Here is a 20,751-nt window from a genome sequence, read left to right on the forward strand (position 1 = left end):
GGGGCTCAGTCGCGGCGGACGGGCCCGATGCGTTCGCGCGAGACCGCGAACGCCGCGAAGTCCGCGTAGTCCGACTCCGGCGTGGCCCAGCTCGGGTCGGAGCCGCCGAAGAAGGTCGAGAAGAACACACCCTCGATCCGCAGCTTCTTCGAGGTGCGGAACTCCAGGTCGTCCTCGCGCAGCACTCGGCGGCCGTCGAGGAACACCTCGACCGAACCGTCGTCCTTTCCCGGGGTGTTGAGCCGTACGGACTGCTCCACGCAGGTCCAGCGGCCGACCGGCCACTTCCACTTGCCGCGCCCGAGCGAGGTGCCGTGCTCCACGGAGGTCGGCAGGTACGCGTAGACCTCTCCGCGGCCCTTGCTCCGCCACATGTACCGGGTGGACAGGCCGTTCTTGCCGTCGGGGATGTGCCGGCCGCCGGTGACCGAACCGCCGTACAGGCCGGGCAGCTTGCCGCCCTTGACGAAGTCGAAGCCATGCGGAAACCGCAGGTAGTAGCGGAGGTGAAGGGTGTCGGTGGGCCCCGAGCGCAGCGGCAGGTACAGCTGCGCGCCGCCTTCCGGGCGGCCGTAGCGGCGGGCGACGGTGGGGCTGGCGGACCGGGCCGGATAGCGGACCCGCAGCACGGGTCCGTACACCGGGTGGTGCCGCAGCACGGTGCGGTCCAGGCCGAAGGAGCCTTCCTCGCGTGGCCGGAGACCGGAGCCGAAGAAGCGCGCCACGGCGGCGGTGTCCCAGTCCAGGGTGGAGCCGGGGGAGGAGGGCTCGTCCGTGTGGTGCGGGGGCGGTGGCTTGTCGTCCGATCCGGAGCACGAGGCGAGGAGTGCGGCGAGGGCGGCCGCTCCCGCGGCGGCGAATTTCCTCCGGTCCATGAGCCGTTGCTCCTTTCCTGCGCCCGGGGGCGTCGGCCGCCCCGCCGCGAGGCCTGCGGCGGGGCGGTCTGGATCAGGCGGCGCTGATGCGGTACGTCATTGCCGCGGTGCTGGTCGGCCTGGCGTGCAGGGTCACGCTGCCCTTGGCGTCCGCCTTGCCGGTGGCCACAGTACGGCCGTCGGCGATGAGTTTGTACGAAGCGCCCGCTTTCAGGCCATTCGCGGTGAACGCCGCTGAACTGGCCGGGTCCAGCTGCACCTTGACGGGGTTCTGGTCGCGGAAGGCGATCGTCCCGGAGGTACCGGCGTCACTCTTGACGGAGTGCGTCAGGTCGGCCGGCGCGGTGTTCTTCGCGAAGACCGTTCCGGCGGTCGCCTGGGTGAGCACACCGGACGTGAGGGCGCCCGTGAAGGTGTTCTCCGAGAAGCTCAGGTCGTCGCTCTGGTTGAGCTTGGCGACGTTGCCCGTGGAGCCGTCGAAGGTGTTGCCGGTGAACTCCAGCCGCGCCGGCCGGCCGGTGTCGTTGGTGTACATGGGCTTGTCCGAGCCCTGGTACGTGAAGACGGCGTACAGCCCGCTGTCGGTGACGGTGTTGCCCGAGGCCTTGATGTCCTGGGAACCGACGCTGTAGCGCAGCCCGTACTTCGCGCGCGTGATGGTGTTGTTCTCGATGACGTCGTCGCTGCTGTCGAAGACCGCGATGCCGGCGCCGTTGGGCTGGTCGTGGACGTTGTTGTCGCGTACGACGGAGTCGGTGACGCCGCGGTGCAGCATGATGCCGTGCACCTGGTTGTCCGAGGGGTCGTCGTCACCCGGCGGTACGTACGGCGGTATGCCGTTGTGGTCGCTCTCGTTGCCGACGATCTCCAGGTTGTCGCACCGCTGGGAGCAGATGATCCCGTGATTGCCGTTGTGGTGCGCGTGGTTGTTGGTGATGGTCAGGTGGTCGGAGTCGTCGTGCGGGTCGAGCCCGTACGTGATGTTGTTGTCGTACTCGTTGCGGTCGAACGTCATGCCGTAGGCACCGAAGGTGTAGGTGCCCATGTAGTTGTGGTGGAAGCGGCTGCCGATCTGGTCGCCGAGCACGTCCAGCTTGTCGCAGACGTCCTGGTGGTCGATGTCGCAGCCCCGGGCCTTGTACGCCACGCCGTAGCTCTCGGCCGCGTAGTAGCCGAGGTAGCCGATGTCGCTGTTGTAGATGTTCATCGTGGACTGGCGGGGCGTGCCGTCGGCGTCGAGGTAGGACAGCACCCGGATGAAGGCCCGGCCGCGCTCGCCGGCGCCGGCCGAGGTGTCGGTGTCCGGGCCGTTCTTCTCCGCGTCCCAGGAGGTGACGTCCGCGTCGTCGATGTCGATCGTGCCGTACTGCGCGGTGACCGAGACGACCTCGGTGGGTTTGTTGCTCGCCGGGCTGTTCAGCCGCAGCGTGTCCACGTCGCCGCCGGTGGACGTGGAGTGCAGGTTCAGCGTGGCGCCGTTCTGGACGACCAGGTTGGCGTCCAGCTGCCAGGTGCCGGGCGAGCCGTCGACCTCGTACAGCGGTGCGCTGGTGCACAGCCGGGCGATGTCGGAGAGCGTCGCCGTACCCGACGTCAGGTAGACCGTGTTGGTGCTGGACGCGTACCGCACCGGGCCGCTGCAGGCGGCGGCCTGCGCGGGCGGGGCGAACACGCCGGTCAGGCCGGTGACCAGCGCTCCCGCCGACAGCAGGACGGTGCCGGCACGCAAGGCTCTGGCGGGGCCGCGTACCGCGCGCCCGCCGGGCGAGACCGGTTCGCCGCCGGCCGGGGGTTCGGGCCGACGACCGGCGCCGGTTGAACGGTGGGTCATGTGTGCACTCCTTCTCCGGCCGCTGCCCCCGAGGGGGGCGGCCGGTATCGGTGGAACGGCTGACGTGGGGTCAGGCCGTGTTCTCGACGTGCCCGGCGACCTTCGGCCGTGGGGTGCCGCGGTGCCGGACGTGATGGAGGGTCTGCAGGACGACGGCCAGGGCGAGCGCCACCAGCGCCGCGAAGCCCAGCCACGGGAACGGCGGCATCGTGATCTCCGTCTTGCCGTGCCGCTTGACCTCGCCGTCCCCGTCGAGCGCGACCGGGGCCCGGACACGGGAATCGGTGAGATCCAGCCGGGACCCGGCGTCGGCCACGACGCCCTGCCGTTCGGCCAGTACGTCCACGGACCTGCCGGAGGCGCGGACGTTGTGCGCCAGGTGCATGCCGCGGTGGGAGCTGCCGACCGCCACCTTCTCCAGGTGGGCCGGGGCGCCGAGGTCGACGGCGGTCGTCCCGCCGGACAGGGAACCGCCGGTGACCCGCAGCCCGGGCGAGCTGGAGGCCAGTCCCTTGCGGCTGGCCTCGGTGACCCGGACGTCGTTGAGCGTGATGTGGCTGGTCGTGGGGGAGGCCAGCACACCGGTCTCGCCGCCGTCCACCCGCACGTCGCGCAGCGCGACATGGTCGGCTTCGCCGCCGATGACGATGCCGGTGCGGTTTCCGGACAGCGAGGTGCGCTCTACGCGGACCCGGGAGCCGGTGATGCCGATGCCGCGGTCGAAGCCGCCGACCGTACCGCCGGAGACCGTGGCGCTTTCGATGCCCTCGCCCAGCAGGATCCCCGGCTCGCTGCCGTTGTGCCCGGTCAGCTCGGAGTCCACGACGGAGACCGTGCTGTCGCCGCCGGAGACGCGCACCGCGGCCCGCGACGAACTCTCCACGTTGGCCTTGCGTACGACGCACTGCCGGCAGGAGGTCAGATCGATGCCGCCGCCCTGGTCGAAGTGGGAGTTGGGCGAGTTCAGCGTCAGGCCGCGCTGGAGGGTCGCCTTGATCCCGGCACCGTCGTTGTCACGTGTGGTCAGGCCGGCCAGCGTACGGTCGTCGGTACCGCCGAGCGCGATGCCGGTACGGCCGTTGGAGTCGGCGGCCAGCCCGGAGGCCTTGGTGCCGCTGTCGCCCTTCAGCACGATGCCGTCCTCGGTGGCCCCGGACGCCGTGACGTTCTCCAGCGTGACGTCCTTGGAACCGGCGAGCCGCAGCCCGGTGTAGTTCCCCTCGAACGTCGATCCGGTGGCCGAACCGGTGCTGCCCCGAGCCCAGGTGACCCCCGACTGATCGGCGGTGGTGGTGTCACCGATGCGGCCGAGCCCGCTGACGGTGGCGTTGCGGAAGTCCATCCGGCCGCCCGCGCCCATCGACACGTACGGCCGGCCCGGCGCGTCGGCGGGCGCGAGGCCGGAGCCCTCCGCTCCCACCGACGCCAGCGTGGTGCTGTCGACGTCGAGCGAGGCCCGGCTGCCGGTGATCCACGTCCCCGACCGGGCGTCGCGCCCCGCGCTCAGCAGCACCTTCTTGGTGCGGTCGTCGATGCGCAGAATGGTGCCGGGGGCGAGCAGGATCGCCGTACGCACCCGCACGGTGGACGGCGCACCGGGCTCCTGGGATATCCACTCCCGGCCCGCGTTGGCGGCCAGCCAGCTCAGCGAAACGGACGGCGTCCCCGGGTACAGCCGGCGCACCAGCGTGCCGCCGTTCATCAGGCTGATGCTGCGCGGCCGCAGCACCATCAGCCGGTCGGGCCGCCCGGTGCGTTCCCAGGCGGCCACGTCCTCCGGAGCGCCGACGGCCGCAGCGGGCGGCGCGGATGCGATGCCGAGCCCCAGGACGGCCGAGAGGGCGGCCGTGGCCGCCCCGAAGCGGTATGCGGTTTTCATGCTCCTGCCTCCGAACCGGCGGCCTGCGGCGAGGTCCGCACCGCGACACCGTTGACGACGGACACCTGCCGGGTCAGCCAGCGCTGCCGGCGGATCGTCAGCAGAGCGCAGATCTTCACGCCGGCCATCACGAACGACACCAGCACGAAGCCGGGCACGAGGAAGAAAGACGACGGCTTGCGCACCAGGTGCGGCAGCATCTTCATCGCCCGGCTGACCCACCACCAGGCGGCCAGGCACGCCACGAAGAACCAGTCCTGGCGGATGATCGCGTACGTCATGAAGAACGGTGCGACCAGCAGGGTGAAGCTGCTCACCGCCTTGTCGGCCATGGTGAAGGCCAGGAACGGGTGTCGCCGGATCCAGCGGGACGACAGCGCTCTGAGATCTGATCTCCAGGTGTTGCGGGACCAGCGCAGCCGCTGCTTGAGGAAGATCCGCCAGGTGCCGGGGAACGTCGACCACACGCGGGCCGAGCGCTGCATGTACGTGCGGTGGCCGCGCGCCAGGACCAGCGTGGTCAGCCGCTTGTCGTCACCGGACATGCAGGGCACGCCCATGAACGTCTCGTGCATGAAGTCGTCGGATATCTCCAGCAGCAGCTCGCGCCGGTAGACCGCCGTCCGGCCGGACAGACAGGAGACCGCCCGGCCCACCGCGGTCTGGGCCGCGTTCTCGTCGAAGTACCGGTAGTCCAAGTACATGTCGTTCACCCGCTGGAGGAAGCCGTGCGGGTTGTAGACGTTCTGCCGGGTGCCGACCCCGCCGACCGTCGGGTCGGCGAACGGCTTGCACACCTCGGCCGCCACGTCCTCCGCCCAGATGGTGTCGGAGTCCACCAGCGCGACCAGGTCCGTGCTGCACACCTCCCAACCGCGCCGCAGCGCGTCGCGCTTGCCGGGTACGTCGGTGATGACGACGGTCACGGGATAGCGGGCCGCGACCTCTTGGCAGGCCTGGTCGGTGACGTCGATGACGAGGACGACCTCCTCGACGTCGTTGGCCAGCCAGGACTCGATCGCGTGCGCGAAGATCTCGGGGTCTTCCTGGTACACCGGGACGACGATGCTCATCGGCAGCCGGAAGTCGTTCCGCACCGGGCGGTACAGGGCGGCCGGCGCGCGGCGCACGAGCCAGCAGCTCCAGCGCACCAGACCCAGGATGCCCAGAGGCAGGTAGACCAGGTAATACCGGAAGTCATAGAGCGTGGTGTCTAGTAGGGCACTCATGGTTCCGTTCTCGTTCACGGGTGTGCCGAGGCCGGGCAAGGGGGGAGTGGGGCTCGGAGGGGGGTGTCCGTGGTGGGTCAGGCGAGTTCGGCGGCCAGTTCGTCCGCCTCGCGGTCGGCCCGCTCGATCAGCATGTCGTTGACCTGCACCACGGCCTTGAGCAGCGGCATGTCCACTCCCAGCGTGTTGGCGAGCCCCAGGAAGCCCTGGGTGTCCTTGGGCAGGCACACACCGCCGTACGGCGCGCCGCCGCGAATGCCGTAGAGCGGGTTGTACGAACCCTCGGCGGAGCGCGCCACGGTCTGCGCGACGGGGTCCAGGTCCAGCCCGAGAGTCTGGCTGACCAGCCACATCTCGTTCCAGAAGCTGATCTTCGTCGCGTTGTAGATGTTGTGCGCGCACTTCACCAGCTCGGCCGCCGCCGGGTTGGAGAAGGTACGCAGCTCCCCGCCGAACGGTGCCAGCAGCTCGGTCAGACGCTCCACCGTGCGCTGGCTGCGCGAGGCGATCACCGTCATCCACGGGTGCCGGAAGTCCTCCAGCGCGGTGGCCGCGCGCAGGAACTCGGGGTTGCCGGCGAGCGAGAAGCCCTCGCCGACGCTTTTCCCCGAGTGCTTCTCCAGCAGGGTCAGGACGAGGCCCTCGGTGGTGCCCGGCGGCACGGTGGACCGGACGACCACGGTGTGGTCCCCGGTGGCGTCGGCCAGGGCCGCGCCCACCGACGCGGTACCGTCCTCGAAGGCGGACAGATCGTAGCGGTGCCCGACGTTGGGCGTGGGCAGCGTAAGGAAAATGAAACCGTCCGGTTCATTGCGCAGGTCGAGCACGTCGCGCGCATCCAGGTCCTGCGAACGCAGGTATTCGATCCGCTGGGGCGAGATGTCGATGAAGGTCACCTCGTGCCCGGCGTGTAAAAAGCCCTTACCGGTGGCTGTGCCGACGACACCGGAACCCACGATGAAAATACGTGCCATGGTGCTGTCCCCTCCTGGTGGATGTGCGTGCGATGCGCGACGCGAAAAGTAGTAACGAAGAGATTGCGGGCCGGAGGGAACCGGTCCGCTGTCACGGCCGTCGGAGCGATGGCGCTCGGGTCGGGACCGCGCATTCCGGTACGCCCGTACCGGGCGGTACTCCCGGGTGTGTCAGGCCCCCCTGCCTGATCAGCATCTATGCATCCTCCGCCGGAATGGCCCCGGTGCGACTGCGTGACGATGTGAGTGCCCTGTCGCACTCTGCACTCATGGGGACGGACAGTACAGAAGCCGACTTACTGAGAGGGCAGGAAATTGCCGTGAGCCCTGAATTCCGCATGCCCGGTTCCGCTCCGGGCCGGAGAGCGTCATTGTCCTGCGGAAAAGCGCTGCGTGGAGCGGAAAACCGGCAGGCCGGAACTCCGGTACGCGAGCCGGGCGCACACCGCGGCGCCAGGCCCGGCGCCAAGGCATGACAAGCGTTTTCGCCGCCAACGCGTCCCGGCCAGTGAATTCAGTAGGTTGTCCTGAATAGGCAAGCGCCGGCGCGCGCGCCGGGATCAGTAATGAGACGCGTGGAAATATGTATTCCGGAGTACCGGGTGGGGCCCCTTGTCACGCCCGTCCCTGCCGACTCCTCAGCAGCGCGCTGCGGAGGCCGGCTCCGCCGCGCTGACCAGGGGCAGGGAGCAACTCTGCCTGGTGACGGCGGGCTACCGCCGGGTCCCCGCCACTGGCCGGAACCCTCACCGTCGGTCGTCGATCACAGCGCGGCCTGCGCGGCGGCCTTTTCGCGCGCCGCCGCGGCCCGCTCCGGATCGCCGAGCTGCTCCTCCAGCCGGGCCTGCGCCGACCAGTTGTACGGGCAGACCGGGCGCAGCTGAATGCGCTCGCTCAGCAGGGTGCGGGCCAGGTCCGTCCGTTCCGCCCGCAGCGCCGCCTCCACGAGGGTGCGCTGGACGGCGTCCCGCTGGGCGTGGCTGCCGCCGAACTCGTGCAGCCGGTGCCGGACCGGCAGCAACAGGTCGGCGGCGCGGCCGTACTCCTGCCGCCCGTAGGCGATCAGCGCCCGGCACACCGGCAGGCCGATGTCGGCGGTCATCGCGCGATTGGACACCGCCGGCGCCGCGCCCGCCAGCCAGCGCTCCCGGTCCGCCACCAGCCGCTCGGCCAGCGCGATGCGGCCCGCGCCCACGTACGCCATCACCGCGTGCGCGTCGTTGAAGGCGTAGTGCGCACCGTCGTCGCGGCGCTCCCAGGCGTCGGCGAGCCGCGCCCACCGCGTGCCCTGGTCCGCACCGGTCAAGTACAGCCGCCACAACATCGCCGCGGCGTCCAGCAGTTGCATCGCGACGCCCGCCGACTCCTCGTGGTGCAGCGCCGCGTCGTAGATCTCCAGTACCCGCGCCGAGTCGCCCAGCTCCATGGCGTAGAGCCCGTAGTGCCACCAGTTGTGCACCGTGAGCAGGGTGCCGTCCGACCAGTCGTCGGTGCGGGCGTCGAGGAAGCGGAGGCCGTCGGTGAAGCGGCCGCGCATCTCGTACGTGTGCACCACGCCGTGGATCGCCCACACATCGTGCGGATGGCGGTCGAGGGCTTCGCGCCCCACCTCCTCCGCGCGCTCGTAGTGCCCCGACTCCTCCAGGCCGAAGGCGTACATGCCCAGCAGCGGCCCGCGGTGCGGGTCGTCCGGCTCCCAGGCGCCCAGCGCCCCGCCGACGCGGTCGCGCAGGCGCTGGGCGTCCCCGGTGAGGAAGTCGTGCTGGTGCCCTGCGAACAGCGCCAGCACATCGCGGGGATGGGCGACGGTGAGGTCGCCGAGCAGCCGTCCGGCGCGGTGGATCTCCCCGCCCAGCCAGGCCTCGGCGGCGGCCAGGTGCATCCGCTCGCGGGAGGTCAGACCCTCCTCGTCCAGGCCGGCGCGGAAGCGGAGGAAGGCGTCGCGGGCCGCGGCCGCGTCCTTCTCCTCGGTGCCCAGGACGCCGAGGTACGCGGCCAGCACCTGCGCCATCACCGACCGCGGTGCCGCGTCGAGCGCGGCGCGGGCCGAGCCGGCCACGTCCGGCCGGAAGAACAGCAGGTGATCCAGGGCCTGTTCGTAGTGGACGAGGGCATCGGCGCCGGTGTGGCTCATCCGGTACCCGTGCCGGTCCGCTGTCATAGGTCCCTCCTGTGTAGCCGGTCCGCCTGCCCTCAGCGATGGTGGACGACCGGCGGCCGCCGGGAGCGGAATCCGGTCCCCGGAGTGCCACCACCCGTACCAGGCCAACGATGCATGCCCCGGCGGGACACGTTCCAGTCATCCCCGGAGCGCCGCCGCGGCGCCGTTGTGGCACCGCCGCCGGAGGTCGCACGGCGGGCGGCGGCACACCGGCAGCGGCCCGCAACAGCCGATCCGGCCAGCCGGGCAAGGGCCTGAATGGGCGGCCCCGCCCGGACCTGGCCACGCACCCTACGGCCGGATGAAGCCGTGCGGGGGGTGCGCAACCCGCCACACCGCAGCGCTGTCACAGCGCTGCGGGACACCTGGCGTGACCGGCTGCTTTGCGCTCCGAGGTAGGCGGTGCCCGGCGACGCCCCACCTCCGGAGTGCGTGGGATTCGGCGGGAAAGGGTAGGCACTCGGCAGGATCCGGCCGAGTGCGTGCGGCGGTACAACCTTCTGCGAGGCACAACCCCGCGCCCACGACGAGGAACACCTGCATCGGCCACGGAAAGTTCGGCGCGTGGTGCGGGCCGGTACCGGTGCGGAAGACGGCCGGAACCGCACCGGAGCCGGCGGGCCCCGGCCGGGACGAACCGAGTCCTCCTCGGCCGGACCGGTTCCACGGGGCGGGGAGTCGGCTAAATCACACACCGTCCGAAGCCGGCACTCAGGGGGATCCAGCACCGGGGCATGCCCCCCGCCCCGTACGGCACTCCTGACGGCGGGCGGTAGGGCGCACTCCGGGGTTGACAGCGAGCGGCGCACGCGGGTGTGTACTCCAGAAGTGCCCGTCCGCCCTCTTCGGACCGTGGCGCGCGGTGTCTCGCGGTTCCGTTGTTTCGTCCTGCTACCTGCACGAACACCTGTGAGTGAACCCGTTCTCGCCGAGTTCGGCCACCGGATGGTTCCCGAGTCGGGGCGTGCTTAACCTGCTGTCACCACCTATGCGCGTCTCGAGGGGGAGCCGTGCTCATGACGTCGATGCAGGGTTACGACAAGCTGGTCGGTAGGGGGGAAGCGTCAGGGTCGGGGGGCCCGGGCGCACACAGGGAACGGGGGGTGTTCCTCAATTACTCGGCACAAGAACGGCCGGCCCCGGCCGTGCGCGCCGCGGGGGCGTGCACGACGATCGCGCCGCCGAATCGTGTCCGGTGCCGACGGACCTGCGCCCTCGCGCCCGCTGGGCGTACGGGTGCGGCGGGCCGGTGTGCCCGCGGGCCCGCTCCGGCGCGCAGCAGATCCCTCCGGACGTGCGGATATCTCGACCGGGCAGCGCTCAGGGCCGGACTCACCGGCCGGGCGGCGGACCCGGACGCACCTCAGAACCCGGACAGCGCTCCGGCTCTGAACCACCGCACCGAGGAGCCGGGTCACCCCACAGAGGACCCGGGCCACGCCGAGGACGACGGCGAAAGCGATCACCACGAGTGCACCGGGCCGCGCAGCGTGCCCGCCTTCGCGGCGGGCGGCGCAGCGTGTGCCTGTCGTGAGCCCTTTCTTCTCGTGCCGCGCGATGCCGCCTTTCCCTGCCCCGGGAGGCGGCCGCAGCGGGCGTCGCACCAGTCCCCCCACCGCGCGGAACGCATGCGTTGAATTCGCGCACAGCTATCGACATTGACTTACTAGGAGCTCACGTGGTGGGAAAACCTGTCGAGGTTTCGACAGCGGATCTGGTTGAATCTTCAACTGTTCAAAATGGGGGCACCGTACCGGCACGCACCACCGAGCGGATGTTCGCCGAGGTACTGGCCGGTGTGCTGAACACCGACCGGGTCGCGGTCGACAGCCATTTCTTTGACGACCTCGGCGCCAATTCCCTGCTCATGGCCCAGTTCTGTGCGCGGGTCAGGAAGCGCGACGACCTGCCGTCGGTCTCCATGAAGGACGTCTACCGGCACCCCACCGTCCGCGGCCTGGCGACGGCCCTGCCGGCCGCGCCGACCGCCGCCGTCGGATCACAGGTGCCGGCCGTCCCCGAGGAGGGCGCGCCCGTCGGCAGCACACCGCGGTACATCCTGTGCGGAGCGCTGCAACTGCTGTTCTTCCTCGGTTACTCCTACCTCGCCGGACTGGTCATGATCCGGGGTTACACCTGGGTCTCCGCCGGCTCCGGTCTGGTCGATGTCTATCTTCGGTCGGCCCTCTTCGGCAGCGCCGGATTCGTCGCCATGTGCCTCTTCCCGGTAGCGGCGAAGTGGATTCTCGTCGGCCGGTGGCGGACCACGGAATTTCCGGTGTGGAGCCTGGGCTACCTGCGCTTCTGGACGGTCCGGGTACTGATCAACGCCAATCCGATGCGGCTCTTCATCGGCAACCCGCTGTACGTGCTCTACCTGCGGGCGCTCGGTGCGCGCATCGGAAAGAACGTCACCATCCTTTCGCACGCCGTGCCCGTCTGCACCGACCTCCTCACGATCGGCGCCGGCACGGTGATCCGCAAGGAGGCGTTCTTCCTCTGCTACCGAGCGCACGCCGGACGGATCCAGACCGGCCCCGTCACCCTCGGCCGGGACGTCTTCATCGGCGAGCGCACCGTGCTGGACATCAAGACGTCGATGGGGGACGGCGCCCAGCTCGGCCACGCGTCGGCGCTGCAGACCGGCGAGGCCGTGCCCGCCGGGCAGCACTGGCACGGCTCGCCCGCCGAGCGCACCGAGCTGAACTACGTACGCGTCGCGCCGACCGGCTGCGGCACCCTGCGGCGCTTCGGCTACGGCCTCCTCACCCTGGTGCAGTTGTTCCTGATCGCCCTGCCGCTGGCCGTCGGCGTCGTGTACATGGTGCTGACCGAGATCCCCGCGCTCGGCAGGTGGCTGGGTCCGGGCACCGAAGGGCTCACCTCGGCGGAGCTGTACACCGACGCGCTGCTCATCTCCGTCGTGGTGTTCTTCGGCTTCACCCTGCTGGGCATGGTCTGGCTGTTCACCGTCCCGCGCCTGCTGAACCTGCTGATCCGGCCGGACCGGGTCTATCCGCTGTACGGATTCCACTACTCCGTGCACCGGGCGATCGCGCGGATGACCAACATCAAGTTCTTCAAGTGGCTCTTCGGTGACAGCTCCTACATCGTCCACTACCTGCGCTGCCTCGGGTACGACCTGTCCAAGGTCGAGCAGACCGGATCCAACTTCGGCACGGGCATCAACCACGAGACCCCGTTCCTGAGCAAGGTCGGCAGCGGAACGATGGTCGCCGACGGACTGTCGATGATCAACGCCGACTTCTCCAGCACCTCCTTCCAGGTCTCCCGGGCGGAGATCGGCGCCCAGAACTTCCTCGGCAACTTCATCGCCTACCCGGCAGGCGGCCGGACCGGGGAGAACTGCCTCCTCGCGACCAAGGTGATGGTCCCGCTCGAGGGAAAGCTCCGCGAGAACGTGGGTCTGCTCGGCTCACCGAGCTTCGAGATCCCCCGCACGGTGGAGCGCGACACCCGCTTCGACCACTTCCGCACCGGACGCGAGTTCCGCCGGCGACTCGCCGCGAAGAACCGGCACAACATCACGACGATGGGCATCTTCCTCCTCCTGCGGTGGATCCACGTCTACGTACTCACCGTGCTGGCCGTCGCGGGCATCGAACTGTACGGCGTGGCGGAGCAGTTGCTCGTCGCCGCCTACATGGGCCTCAGCATCGCCTTCACCGGCGTCTACTTCGCCCTGGTGGAACGGGTCATCCTGCGGTTCCGGCCGCTGCGGCCGCAGCTGTGCTCCATCTACGAGCCGTACTTCTGGTGGCACGAGCGCCTGTGGAAGGTGCCCGACACCCACTTCATGGTGTTCAACGGCACGCCGTTCAAGAACCTGCTCTGGCGCCTGATGGGCGTCCGGCTCGGCAAGCGGGTCTTCGACGACGGCTGCTACCTCACGGAACGGACGCTCACCACGATCGGCGACGACGCCACGCTCAACACCGGCAGCAAGGTCCAGTGCCACTCGCAGGAGGACGGCACCTTCAAGTCCGACCACAGCACGATCGGCGCCGGCAGCACGCTGGGCGTCGGTGCCATGGTCCATTACGGCGTGACCGTGGGCGACGGGGCCGTGATCGCGGCTGACTCCTTCCTCATGAAGGGGGAGGAGGTCCCGCAACGGGTCCGGTGGGCCGGCAACCCGGCCACGGAGATGCGCGCCGTACCGCACCGGAGCGCGTGACGCGGGGGTCACCGAGCATGCCGTACGCCCCGCAACGCAACACACCGCACGGGACCGGGAAGCGGCCCTTGGACGCGGAGAGGGCGGCAGGGCCGTCGCCGGCACCCGGCACGGCCCGGTCACCACGGCCGGCCGGAACAGCGGCCACCACATCGAGAACTACTACCGCGCCGCGCCGGACAGTGGCGCGCAGCACCGTGGCAACGGTGAACGGAGGGGGAAGTTTCCATGACACAGCCAGCAGAGACCGGTCGTGACTTCTGGCGGGGGGTGCTCGCGGGAGGTGGCGTCACCGCAGTCCCGCGGTGGACCCGGCGACCGGTACCGGGCGTCGCCGAGCACGTGGCGAGCGTTCCGGCCGAGGTGGTCACGGCGTTGCGCCGGCTGGCGGAGGAGCTGGCGGTGCCGTTCGACACCCTGCTGCTGACCGCGCATGCCAAGGCCCTCGCGGCACTGGCGGGAGAGCGGGAGGTGGTGACCGGTCTGGTCACCGAACGGGGCGGCCGGCCGCTGCCCTGCCCGCTGGCGACCGACGCCGCCACCTGGCGGGCCGTCGTGCACGACACCGACCGCGTCGCCGCCGCCGTCCTGACGCACCGTGAGTTCCCGGTCGAGGAACTGCGGCGTGAACTGGACGTGGTGGGGCCGGAGTACGAGACGGTGTGGGACCCGACCGGCGGGGACGGCGAGCCGGACGGGAACATAGTGCTGCGGCTGGGCGCCGAGGCCCGCGGCGAGGAACTGGTACTGCGGCTGCGGTACCGCACCGAGGCGCTGGACGCCGAGTGCGCCACGCGGATCGCCGGCTACCACCGCCGCGCGCTGGCGCTGCTGGCTGCCGGGCCCGACGCCGAGCACGAGCGGCAGAGCCTGCTGTCGGCCGACGAACTCCGCCACCAGATCGACGGGCTCGCCGGTCCGCACCGCGAGCTGCCCGACGCCCGCTTCCACGAGCTGTTCGAGCAGCGAGTCGTCGCTCACCCGGACGCCGTCGCCGCCGTACAGGGCACCCGGCAGTGGACGTACCGCGAGCTGAACGCCCACGCCAACCGGCTGGGCCGTGCCCTGCTGGCCCGCGGGCTGCGCCGCGAGGACGTCGTCGCGGTGGTCACCGAACGCAACCTGGACTGGATGGCCGCCGTTCTGGCGGTCTTCAAGGCCGGCGGCGTCTACCTGCCCATCGAGCCGCACTTCCCGGCGGACCGTATCGCCACCACGCTCACCCGCGCCGAGTGCGGCCTGGTACTGACCGAGCAGGCCAGCACCGGCACCCTCGACGAGGCCCTGACCTCCGTACCCGGCGCCCGCAAAATCTTCATCGACGCCGCGTACGAGGAGGGCCACGCCGAGGACGACCTCGGCATCGCCGTGACACCCGATCAGCTTGCGTACATCTACTTCACCTCGGGCTCGACCGGCGAGCCCAAGGGCGCGATGTGCGAGCACGCCGGCATGCTCAACCACCTGTACGCCAAGATCCATGACCTGGGCGTCGAAGAAGGCCAGGTGGTCGCCCAGACGGCGCCCCAGTGCTTCGACATCTCGCTGTGGCAGCTGGTCTCCGCGCTGCTGGTCGGCGGCCGGACCCTGTTGATCGGGCAGGACGCGGTGCTGGACGTCCAGCGGTTCGTGGAGACCGTCGTCGACAACCGGGTGGGCGTCCTCCAGGTCGTCCCTTCCTACCTCGAAGTGGTGCTCTCCGCGCTGGAGGCGGCGCCCCGCGACCTGCCGGACCTGCGGTGCGTGTCGGTCACCGGCGAGGCACTGAAGAAGGAGCTGGCCCAGCGCTGGTTCACCGCCCAGCCCGGAATCAAGCTGGTCAACGCCTACGGCCTCACCGAGACCTCCGACGACACCAACCACGAGGTGATGGTCGAGGCGCCCGAGGGCGACCGGGTGCCGCTCGGCCCGGCCGTGCACAACGTCCGCGTCTACGTCGTCGACGACCACCTCGCCCCGGTACCGCTCGGCGCCCCAGGCGAGATCGTCTTCTCCGGCGTCTGCGTCGGCCGCGGCTACATCAACGACCCGGAGCGGACCCGCAAGGCGTTCCTGCCCGACCCGCACCGCGCCGGCGAACGGCTCTACCGGAGCGGTGACCGGGGCCGCTGGCAGGCCGAGGGCAAGCTGGAGTTCCTCGGCCGCCGGGACACCCAGGTCAAGATCCGCGGCTTCCGCATCGAGATCGGCGAGATCGAGAACACCCTGCTGCGCACGGACGGCGTACGCGACGGAGCCGTGGTGGTCGCCGAGCGGGCCGACCGCAGCAAGCACCTGGTCGCGTTCTACTCCGGGCGCGAGCTGGCGGTCACGACGCTGCGCCAGGCGCTGGGGGAGTCACTGCCCGGCTACATGGTGCCCGCCGCCTTCCACTGGCTGGAGGCCCTGCCGCTGACCGCCAACAGCAAGATCGACCGGAAGGCGCTCACCGCGCTGGCCGGCCGGCTGGGCGCGGTCGAGGAGGAGTACCACGCGCCGCGCACCGCGACCGAACACAAGCTGGCTGCCGCCTGGTCGGCGGTCCTGGGCATCCCGCAGGACCGGATCGGCCGCCGCGACCACTTCTTCGACCGGGGCGGCACCAGCCTGTCGGCGGTGAAGCTGGCGGTCACCCTCAAGCGCGCCGTCTCCCTGAAGGACGTCACCCGGCACCCCGTCCTGGCCGACCTGGCCGACGTGGTCGACGGCCGCTCCGTACGCCGCGACGGACTGCTGCACGCGCTCGCCGAGCCGAGTGGCGGCACGGCCGGAGCGCTGGTCTGCTTCCCGTACGCCGGCGGCAACGCGGTGAACTTCCAGCCGCTGGCCCGCGCGCTGCGCGACAGCGGACGCGCGGTGTACGCCGTGGAACTGCCCGGACACGACCTGACCGCGACCACCGAGCCGTTCGTACCGCTGGCAGAGGTGGTCGAGCAGACCGTCGGCGAGATCGTCCGGCGCGGCCTGAGCGACGTACTGCTGTGGGGCCACTCCTCGGGCACCGCCTTCGCCGCCGAGACGGCGCGCCGGCTGGAGCGGCGCGGGGTGACCGTACAGCGGCTCTTCCTCGCGGCGCAGCTGCCCGGCGACGCCGCCGTCCGGCAGGCCGCCATGGCCGAACTGACGGCGCTCGGCGACGCGGAGATCGCCGCACGGCTGAGCGCGGAGGGCGGCTACACCGAACTGGAGGAGCTGGACGAACGGCGCGCCGAACACGTCGGCGCCTCCTACCGTCACGACTGCCTCGCCGCGCACCGGTACTTCGCCGGCCTGCTGACCGAACCGCCCGCGGAGAAGCTGGCCGCACCGGTCACCGTGGTGGTGGCCGCCGACGACCCGGTCACGGCCGATGCCCGGGACCGCCACCTCGACTGGCAGCTGCTGGCCGACGATGTCCAGCTGCACGAACTGACCGAGGGGGGCCACTACTTCCTGCGCACCCGCCCGGACCGGGCGGCAGAGGCCGTACAGGCCGCCGCCGCTTTGTTGGCTTCTTCTTGAGAACCGTAACGAAGGGAAAACCTGAAATGTCGTCATTCCCGGCGTCCCTGCTCGACGTGGAGCGGCAGCCAGGAGGGCCCCCGATGCTGTGGGCCGAGACCGAAGGTGACGCGACGAACTGGGTGGCCGAGCACCGCGAGGCGCTGCGCGCCGCCGTTGCCCAGCACGGCTCCCTGCTCGTCCGCGGCCTGGGCTTACGGGACGCTCCCGGGGCCGGAGCCGTCTTTCACCGGCTGGCCGACGGCCTGCTGAGCGAGCGGGAGTCGTTCGCGCCGCGGCGGAAGTACGCCGACGGGGTGTACTCCTCCACCAAATGGCCGCCGCACCAGCAGATGTGCATGCACCACGAGCTCAGTTACACCCTCACCTTCCCCGGCCTGATGATGTTCGCCTGTCTCACCGCGCCCGAGAAGGGCGGGGCAACCGGCGTGGCCGACGCGGCCGCCGTGCTCAAGGCGCTGCCCCGCAAGCTGGTGAAGCGGTTCGAGAAGGAGGGCTGGCTGCTCACCCGCAGTTACAACGAAGAGATCGGCGCGCCCTGGCGGGAGGCCTTCGGTACCGAGGACCGCGCGGAGGTCGAGCGGTACTGCCGTGCGAACGCCATCAGCTTCGCGTGGCAGCAGGACGACGGCCTGCGCACCAGCCAGCGGCGCAGCGCCGTGGTACGCCACCCGGTCACCGGCGAGCGCTGCTGGTTCAACCAGGTCGCCTTCCTGAACGAATGGACCATGGACCCGGACGTGCACGAGTACCTGGTGGGGGACTACGGCGTCGAAGGACTGCCGTTCAACACCCGCTTCGGCGGCGGGGATCCGATCGGAAAGGACATCGTGGAACTGCTCACCGCCCTGTACGAGGAGCACACCGCACGGGAGCCGTGGCAGGCCGGCGATCTGCTGCTGGTGGACAACGTCCGCACCGCGCACAGCCGGGACCCCTTCGAGGGGCCGCGCGAGGTGCTGGTGGCGATGGCCGACGCGGTGCAGCTCGCCGACTGCAAGCCCACGGTCGAGGTGACGGCCCGATGACGACCATCGACTCCGCCGCCGCGCGGTCCGAAGGGAAGGGGCCGACGGGTGTGCCGCCGTTCGCGGTGATCTCCGGTTCCCAGGTCCAGCACGCCCTGCAGGGGCGCGAGCGGCAGATCGTCGACCTGGTGGAGGCCACCTACCGGCTGCACGACGCCGGCGAAACGGTCAACCCGCCCTCGTACTTCCTGCGGTTCCCGGACCGCCCGTCCTCCCGGATCATCGCGCTGCCGGCCTCGGTGGGCGGCCCGGAGCGGGTGGACGGCCTGAAGTGGATCTCCAGCTTCCCCGAGAACGTGGCGGCCGGCATCCCGCGGGCCTCGGCGGTCCTGATCCTGAACGACCACGACACCGGCTACCCGTTCGCATGCCTGGAGAGCTCCATCATCTCCGCCACCCGGACGGCCGCCTCGGCGGCGTCGGCCGCCGACTGGCTCAGCCGCGGCCGGCCGCGTCCGGTACGCGTCGGGTTCTTCGGTACCGGCCTGATCGCCCGCTACATCCACACGTTCCTGGCCGCCACCGGCTGGGACTTCGAGGAGATCGGCGTGCACGACGTGTCCGCCGACAGCGCGGCGGGCTTCCGTACGTATCTGGAACAGTCCGGCACCACCGGTCACATCACCATCCACGACAGCGCCGAGCAGCTGATCCGCCTGAGCGACCTGGTCATCTTCGCCACGGTCGCCGGCCAGCCGCACATCACGGACGTGTCGTGGTTCGCACATCATCCATTGGTGCTGCACGTCTCGCTGCGCGACCTCGCGCCGCAGATCGTGCTCGCCTCTGCAAACATCGTCGACGACGTCGAGCACTGCCTGAAGGCCGACACCTCACCGCACCTGGCCGAACAGCTCTCCGGCAGCAGGGACTTCCTGCACGGGACGCTGGCCGAGGTGATGACGGGGAAGGCGCGGCCGCCGGCGGGCCGCCCGCTGGTCTTCTCGCCGTTCGGACTGGGGGTCCTGGACCTGGCGGTCGGCAAGTACGTCTACGACGAGGTGGTCCGCTCGGGGGAGCTGCACGTCATCGACGGCTTCTTCCACGAGCTGCGCCGGTACGGATGAGCGGCCGGTTCCTACGGCCGCACATGGGGGGTCATCAAATGAGGGGGTCATCGTGCCAGTCATATCCGTTCCCCTGGAGTTCAATGAGGAAGAGCTCTACGTCGACCTGCGGTCGACCTTCGGACAGCCACTGTTCCTGAAGTGCGAGGGCTTCAACTTCGCCGGGTCGATCAAGCTGAAGGCCGCGGCGGAAATGGTCGAGGCCGCGGAGCGCGAGGGTGCGCTGATGCCGGGGTCGGTCCTGGTGGAGTCCTCGTCCGGCAATCTGGGCGTGGCGCTCAGCATGATCGCGGCGAGCAAGGGCTACGGGTTCGTGTGCGTCACCGACCCGCGGTGCAATCTGTCGTCACGGCGGATGATGGAGGCCCTGGGCAGCCAGGTGCACCTCATCGCCGAGCCGGACGCCCACGGCGGCTGGCTGGGCGCGCGGATCGACTACGTACGTGCTCTGTGCGCTTCCGACGAGCGGTACGTCTGGCTGAACCAGTACACCAACCCGGGCAACTGGCGGGCGCACTACCGCACCACCGCACCCGCCATCGCCCGGCAGTTCCCCGATCTGGACGTACTGTTCGTCGGGGCCGGTACCACCGGCACCCTGATGGGCTGCGCGCGCTACTTCTGGGAGTGGCGCCGCAAGGTGCGGGTGATCGCCGTCGACAGCGTCGGCTCGGTCACCTTCGGCGGCCCTCCGGGCCGGCGGATGATCCCGGGCCTGGGCACCAGTGTCCGCCCGGCGCTGCTGGACGAGTCCTACGTGGACGAGGTGATCCAGGTGGAGGAGGCGGACACCGTCCGCGCCTGCCACCGCCTCGCCCGCGCCGGATTCCTGTTCGGCGGCTCCACCGGCACGGTGGTCAGCGGCGCGACCGACTGGCTGGCGCGCCAGGACGACCGTGACCTGACCGCGGTGGCCATCGCCCCTGACCTCGGCGAGCGCTACCTCGACACCATCTATCAGACCAACTGGCTGCAGGACCTCTACGGTGAGGACGTCCTCAGCCCCGACGAGCTGACGGCCGGTACCCGCTCGGCCTGACCACAGCGCCGTCAGGCGCTGACACCGCGATCGCCGGCCCCGCTGCCGCAGGGGGCCGGTGACCGGGTTTCCGGCCGCGGCGAGGTGAGCACACTGATGCCGTTCGCCGCCACGATCGCCCCGATGGCCAGCCAGTCGATCCAGTGCAGTGCCTGGCCCAGCATCACCCAGCCGACCAGTGCGGCGAGCACCGGATTGACACTCATGAAGATTCCGAAGAACCGGGTCGTGACCCGGCGCAGCGCGAACAGGTCGGCCAGCATCGGCACGGCCGAGGAGAGCACTCCGGCCGCCGCCGCGTACGCCACCGCGCCCGCCGTGGGCGGCCGGTGCGCGAGTACGGTGACCCCGACCGGCACGTACAGCAGGGCGGACACGCCCGCCGCCACCGCCGACCCCTCCGTACCCGGCAGCCGGGCACCCACCGTCCGGTTGAGCAGGATGTAGGAGGCCCAGCACACCGCCGCGAGCAGGCCGAGCCCGATGCCCGCGTAGTCCGTAGTCGGCTGGGGGCGGGTCAGCGCGACCACGGCGGCCCCCGCGGCCAGTGCGCACGCGCCGTCGGTGAGGCGGCGGGACGCGGACAGTGCCACCGCCAGCGGGCCGCAGAACTCCAGCGTCACCGCCAGGCCCAGCCCGATCCGGTCGATCGCGGTGTAGAGGGACAGATTCATCGTGGCGAAGGCCACCGCCAGACAGAGCACCGGCCACCACTGCCGCCAGGCGAAGGCCCGCAGCTTCGGCCGGCCCACCGCCAGCAGCAGCACACCGGCCACCCACTGCCGTACGGCCACCACACCGGCCGGGCCGATGACGGGGAAGGCCATGGCGGCGGTCGCGGCGCCGACCTGGTTGGCCAGCCCGCTGCCGGTCATCAGCGCCGCTCCCACCAGGCGGTCCGGCCCGGAGGGCGACGGCGCCGCACCGCTCCCGGCGGTGGCGCGTGACAGCTCCTCTGCACTGCGGCTCAGCGTCATGCACCGCAGCATG

The 20,751-nt window shown here is 70.7% G+C and carries 12 protein-coding genes; 5 read left to right on the top strand and 7 right to left on the bottom strand.

The annotated features are described in order from the left end of the window. Window positions 1-5: 5 nt before the first annotated feature. The 6 genes from ACIGQF_RS28870 to ACIGQF_RS28895 all read right to left on the bottom strand — a co-directional run bounded on the left by ACIGQF_RS28870 (window position 6) and on the right by ACIGQF_RS28895 (window position 8,949). Complete coding sequence (locus tag ACIGQF_RS28870) at window positions 6-875, bottom strand: polysaccharide lyase (RefSeq protein ID WP_399716027.1); 870 nt, start codon at window positions 873-875, stop codon at window positions 6-8. A 73-nt stretch (window positions 876-948) separates the two neighbouring features. After that, window positions 949-2,706 carry a right-handed parallel beta-helix repeat-containing protein gene (locus ACIGQF_RS28875; protein ID WP_399716030.1) on the bottom strand — a complete coding sequence of 586 codons (1,758 nt, stop codon included), beginning with the start codon at window positions 2,704-2,706 and terminating at the stop codon, window positions 949-951. 70 nt (window positions 2,707-2,776) lie between these two features. After that, on the bottom strand, window positions 2,777-4,585 hold the full coding sequence (locus ACIGQF_RS28880; protein WP_399716032.1) for a right-handed parallel beta-helix repeat-containing protein: 1,809 nt from the start codon (window positions 4,583-4,585) through the stop codon (window positions 2,777-2,779). Next, window positions 4,582-5,814, bottom strand: a complete 1,233-nt coding sequence (locus ACIGQF_RS28885; protein WP_399716035.1) for a glycosyltransferase — start codon at window positions 5,812-5,814, stop codon at window positions 4,582-4,584. The genes ACIGQF_RS28880 and ACIGQF_RS28885 overlap by 4 nt, the downstream gene beginning before the upstream one ends. Window positions 5,815-5,891: 77 nt before the next feature. After that, window positions 5,892-6,788, bottom strand: coding sequence for a 2-dehydropantoate 2-reductase N-terminal domain-containing protein (locus ACIGQF_RS28890; protein ID WP_399716038.1), 897 nt, complete (start codon window positions 6,786-6,788; stop codon window positions 5,892-5,894). Between the two features lie 763 nt (window positions 6,789-7,551). Then, entirely contained in the window at window positions 7,552-8,949 is a 1,398-nt protein-coding gene (locus ACIGQF_RS28895; protein WP_399716041.1) for a tetratricopeptide repeat protein, read from the bottom strand. Between the two features lie 1,774 nt (window positions 8,950-10,723). Between ACIGQF_RS28895 and ACIGQF_RS28900 the strand changes: the two genes are divergently transcribed. The 5 genes from ACIGQF_RS28900 (at window position 10,724) to sbnA (ending at window position 19,761) form a co-directional block, all read left to right on the top strand. Continuing rightward, window positions 10,724-13,147, top strand: coding sequence for a Pls/PosA family non-ribosomal peptide synthetase (locus tag ACIGQF_RS28900; protein ID WP_399716043.1), 2,424 nt, complete (start codon window positions 10,724-10,726; stop codon window positions 13,145-13,147). 228 nt (window positions 13,148-13,375) lie between these two features. Beyond that, a complete protein-coding gene (locus ACIGQF_RS28905) occupies window positions 13,376-16,627 on the top strand; it encodes an amino acid adenylation domain-containing protein (protein WP_399716045.1) in 3,252 nt (1,083 codons plus the stop codon). 26 nt (window positions 16,628-16,653) lie between these two features. Further along, on the top strand, window positions 16,654-17,655 hold the full coding sequence (locus ACIGQF_RS28910) for a TauD/TfdA family dioxygenase (RefSeq protein WP_399716047.1): 1,002 nt from the start codon (window positions 16,654-16,656) through the stop codon (window positions 17,653-17,655). Beyond that, the gene (gene sbnB / locus ACIGQF_RS28915; protein ID WP_399716050.1) at window positions 17,652-18,722 is read left to right on the top strand and encodes a 2,3-diaminopropionate biosynthesis protein SbnB; all 1,071 of its coding nucleotides are present in this window, start codon (window positions 17,652-17,654) and stop codon (window positions 18,720-18,722) included. The genes ACIGQF_RS28910 and sbnB overlap by 4 nt, the downstream gene beginning before the upstream one ends. A 52-nt stretch (window positions 18,723-18,774) precedes the next feature. Next, window positions 18,775-19,761, top strand: a complete 987-nt coding sequence (gene sbnA, locus ACIGQF_RS28920; RefSeq protein ID WP_399716053.1) for a 2,3-diaminopropionate biosynthesis protein SbnA — start codon at window positions 18,775-18,777, stop codon at window positions 19,759-19,761. Between the two features lie 11 nt (window positions 19,762-19,772). On the opposite strand, the gene ACIGQF_RS28925 is transcribed toward sbnA, so the two are convergent. Further along, the gene (locus tag ACIGQF_RS28925; protein ID WP_399716057.1) at window positions 19,773-20,738 is read right to left on the bottom strand and encodes an EamA family transporter; all 966 of its coding nucleotides are present in this window, start codon (window positions 20,736-20,738) and stop codon (window positions 19,773-19,775) included. Between the last annotated feature and the right edge of the window lie 13 nt (window positions 20,739-20,751).

The organism is Streptomyces sp. NPDC053560, assembly GCF_044544605.1.
Lineage (GTDB): Bacteria > Actinomycetota > Actinomycetes > Streptomycetales > Streptomycetaceae > Streptomyces.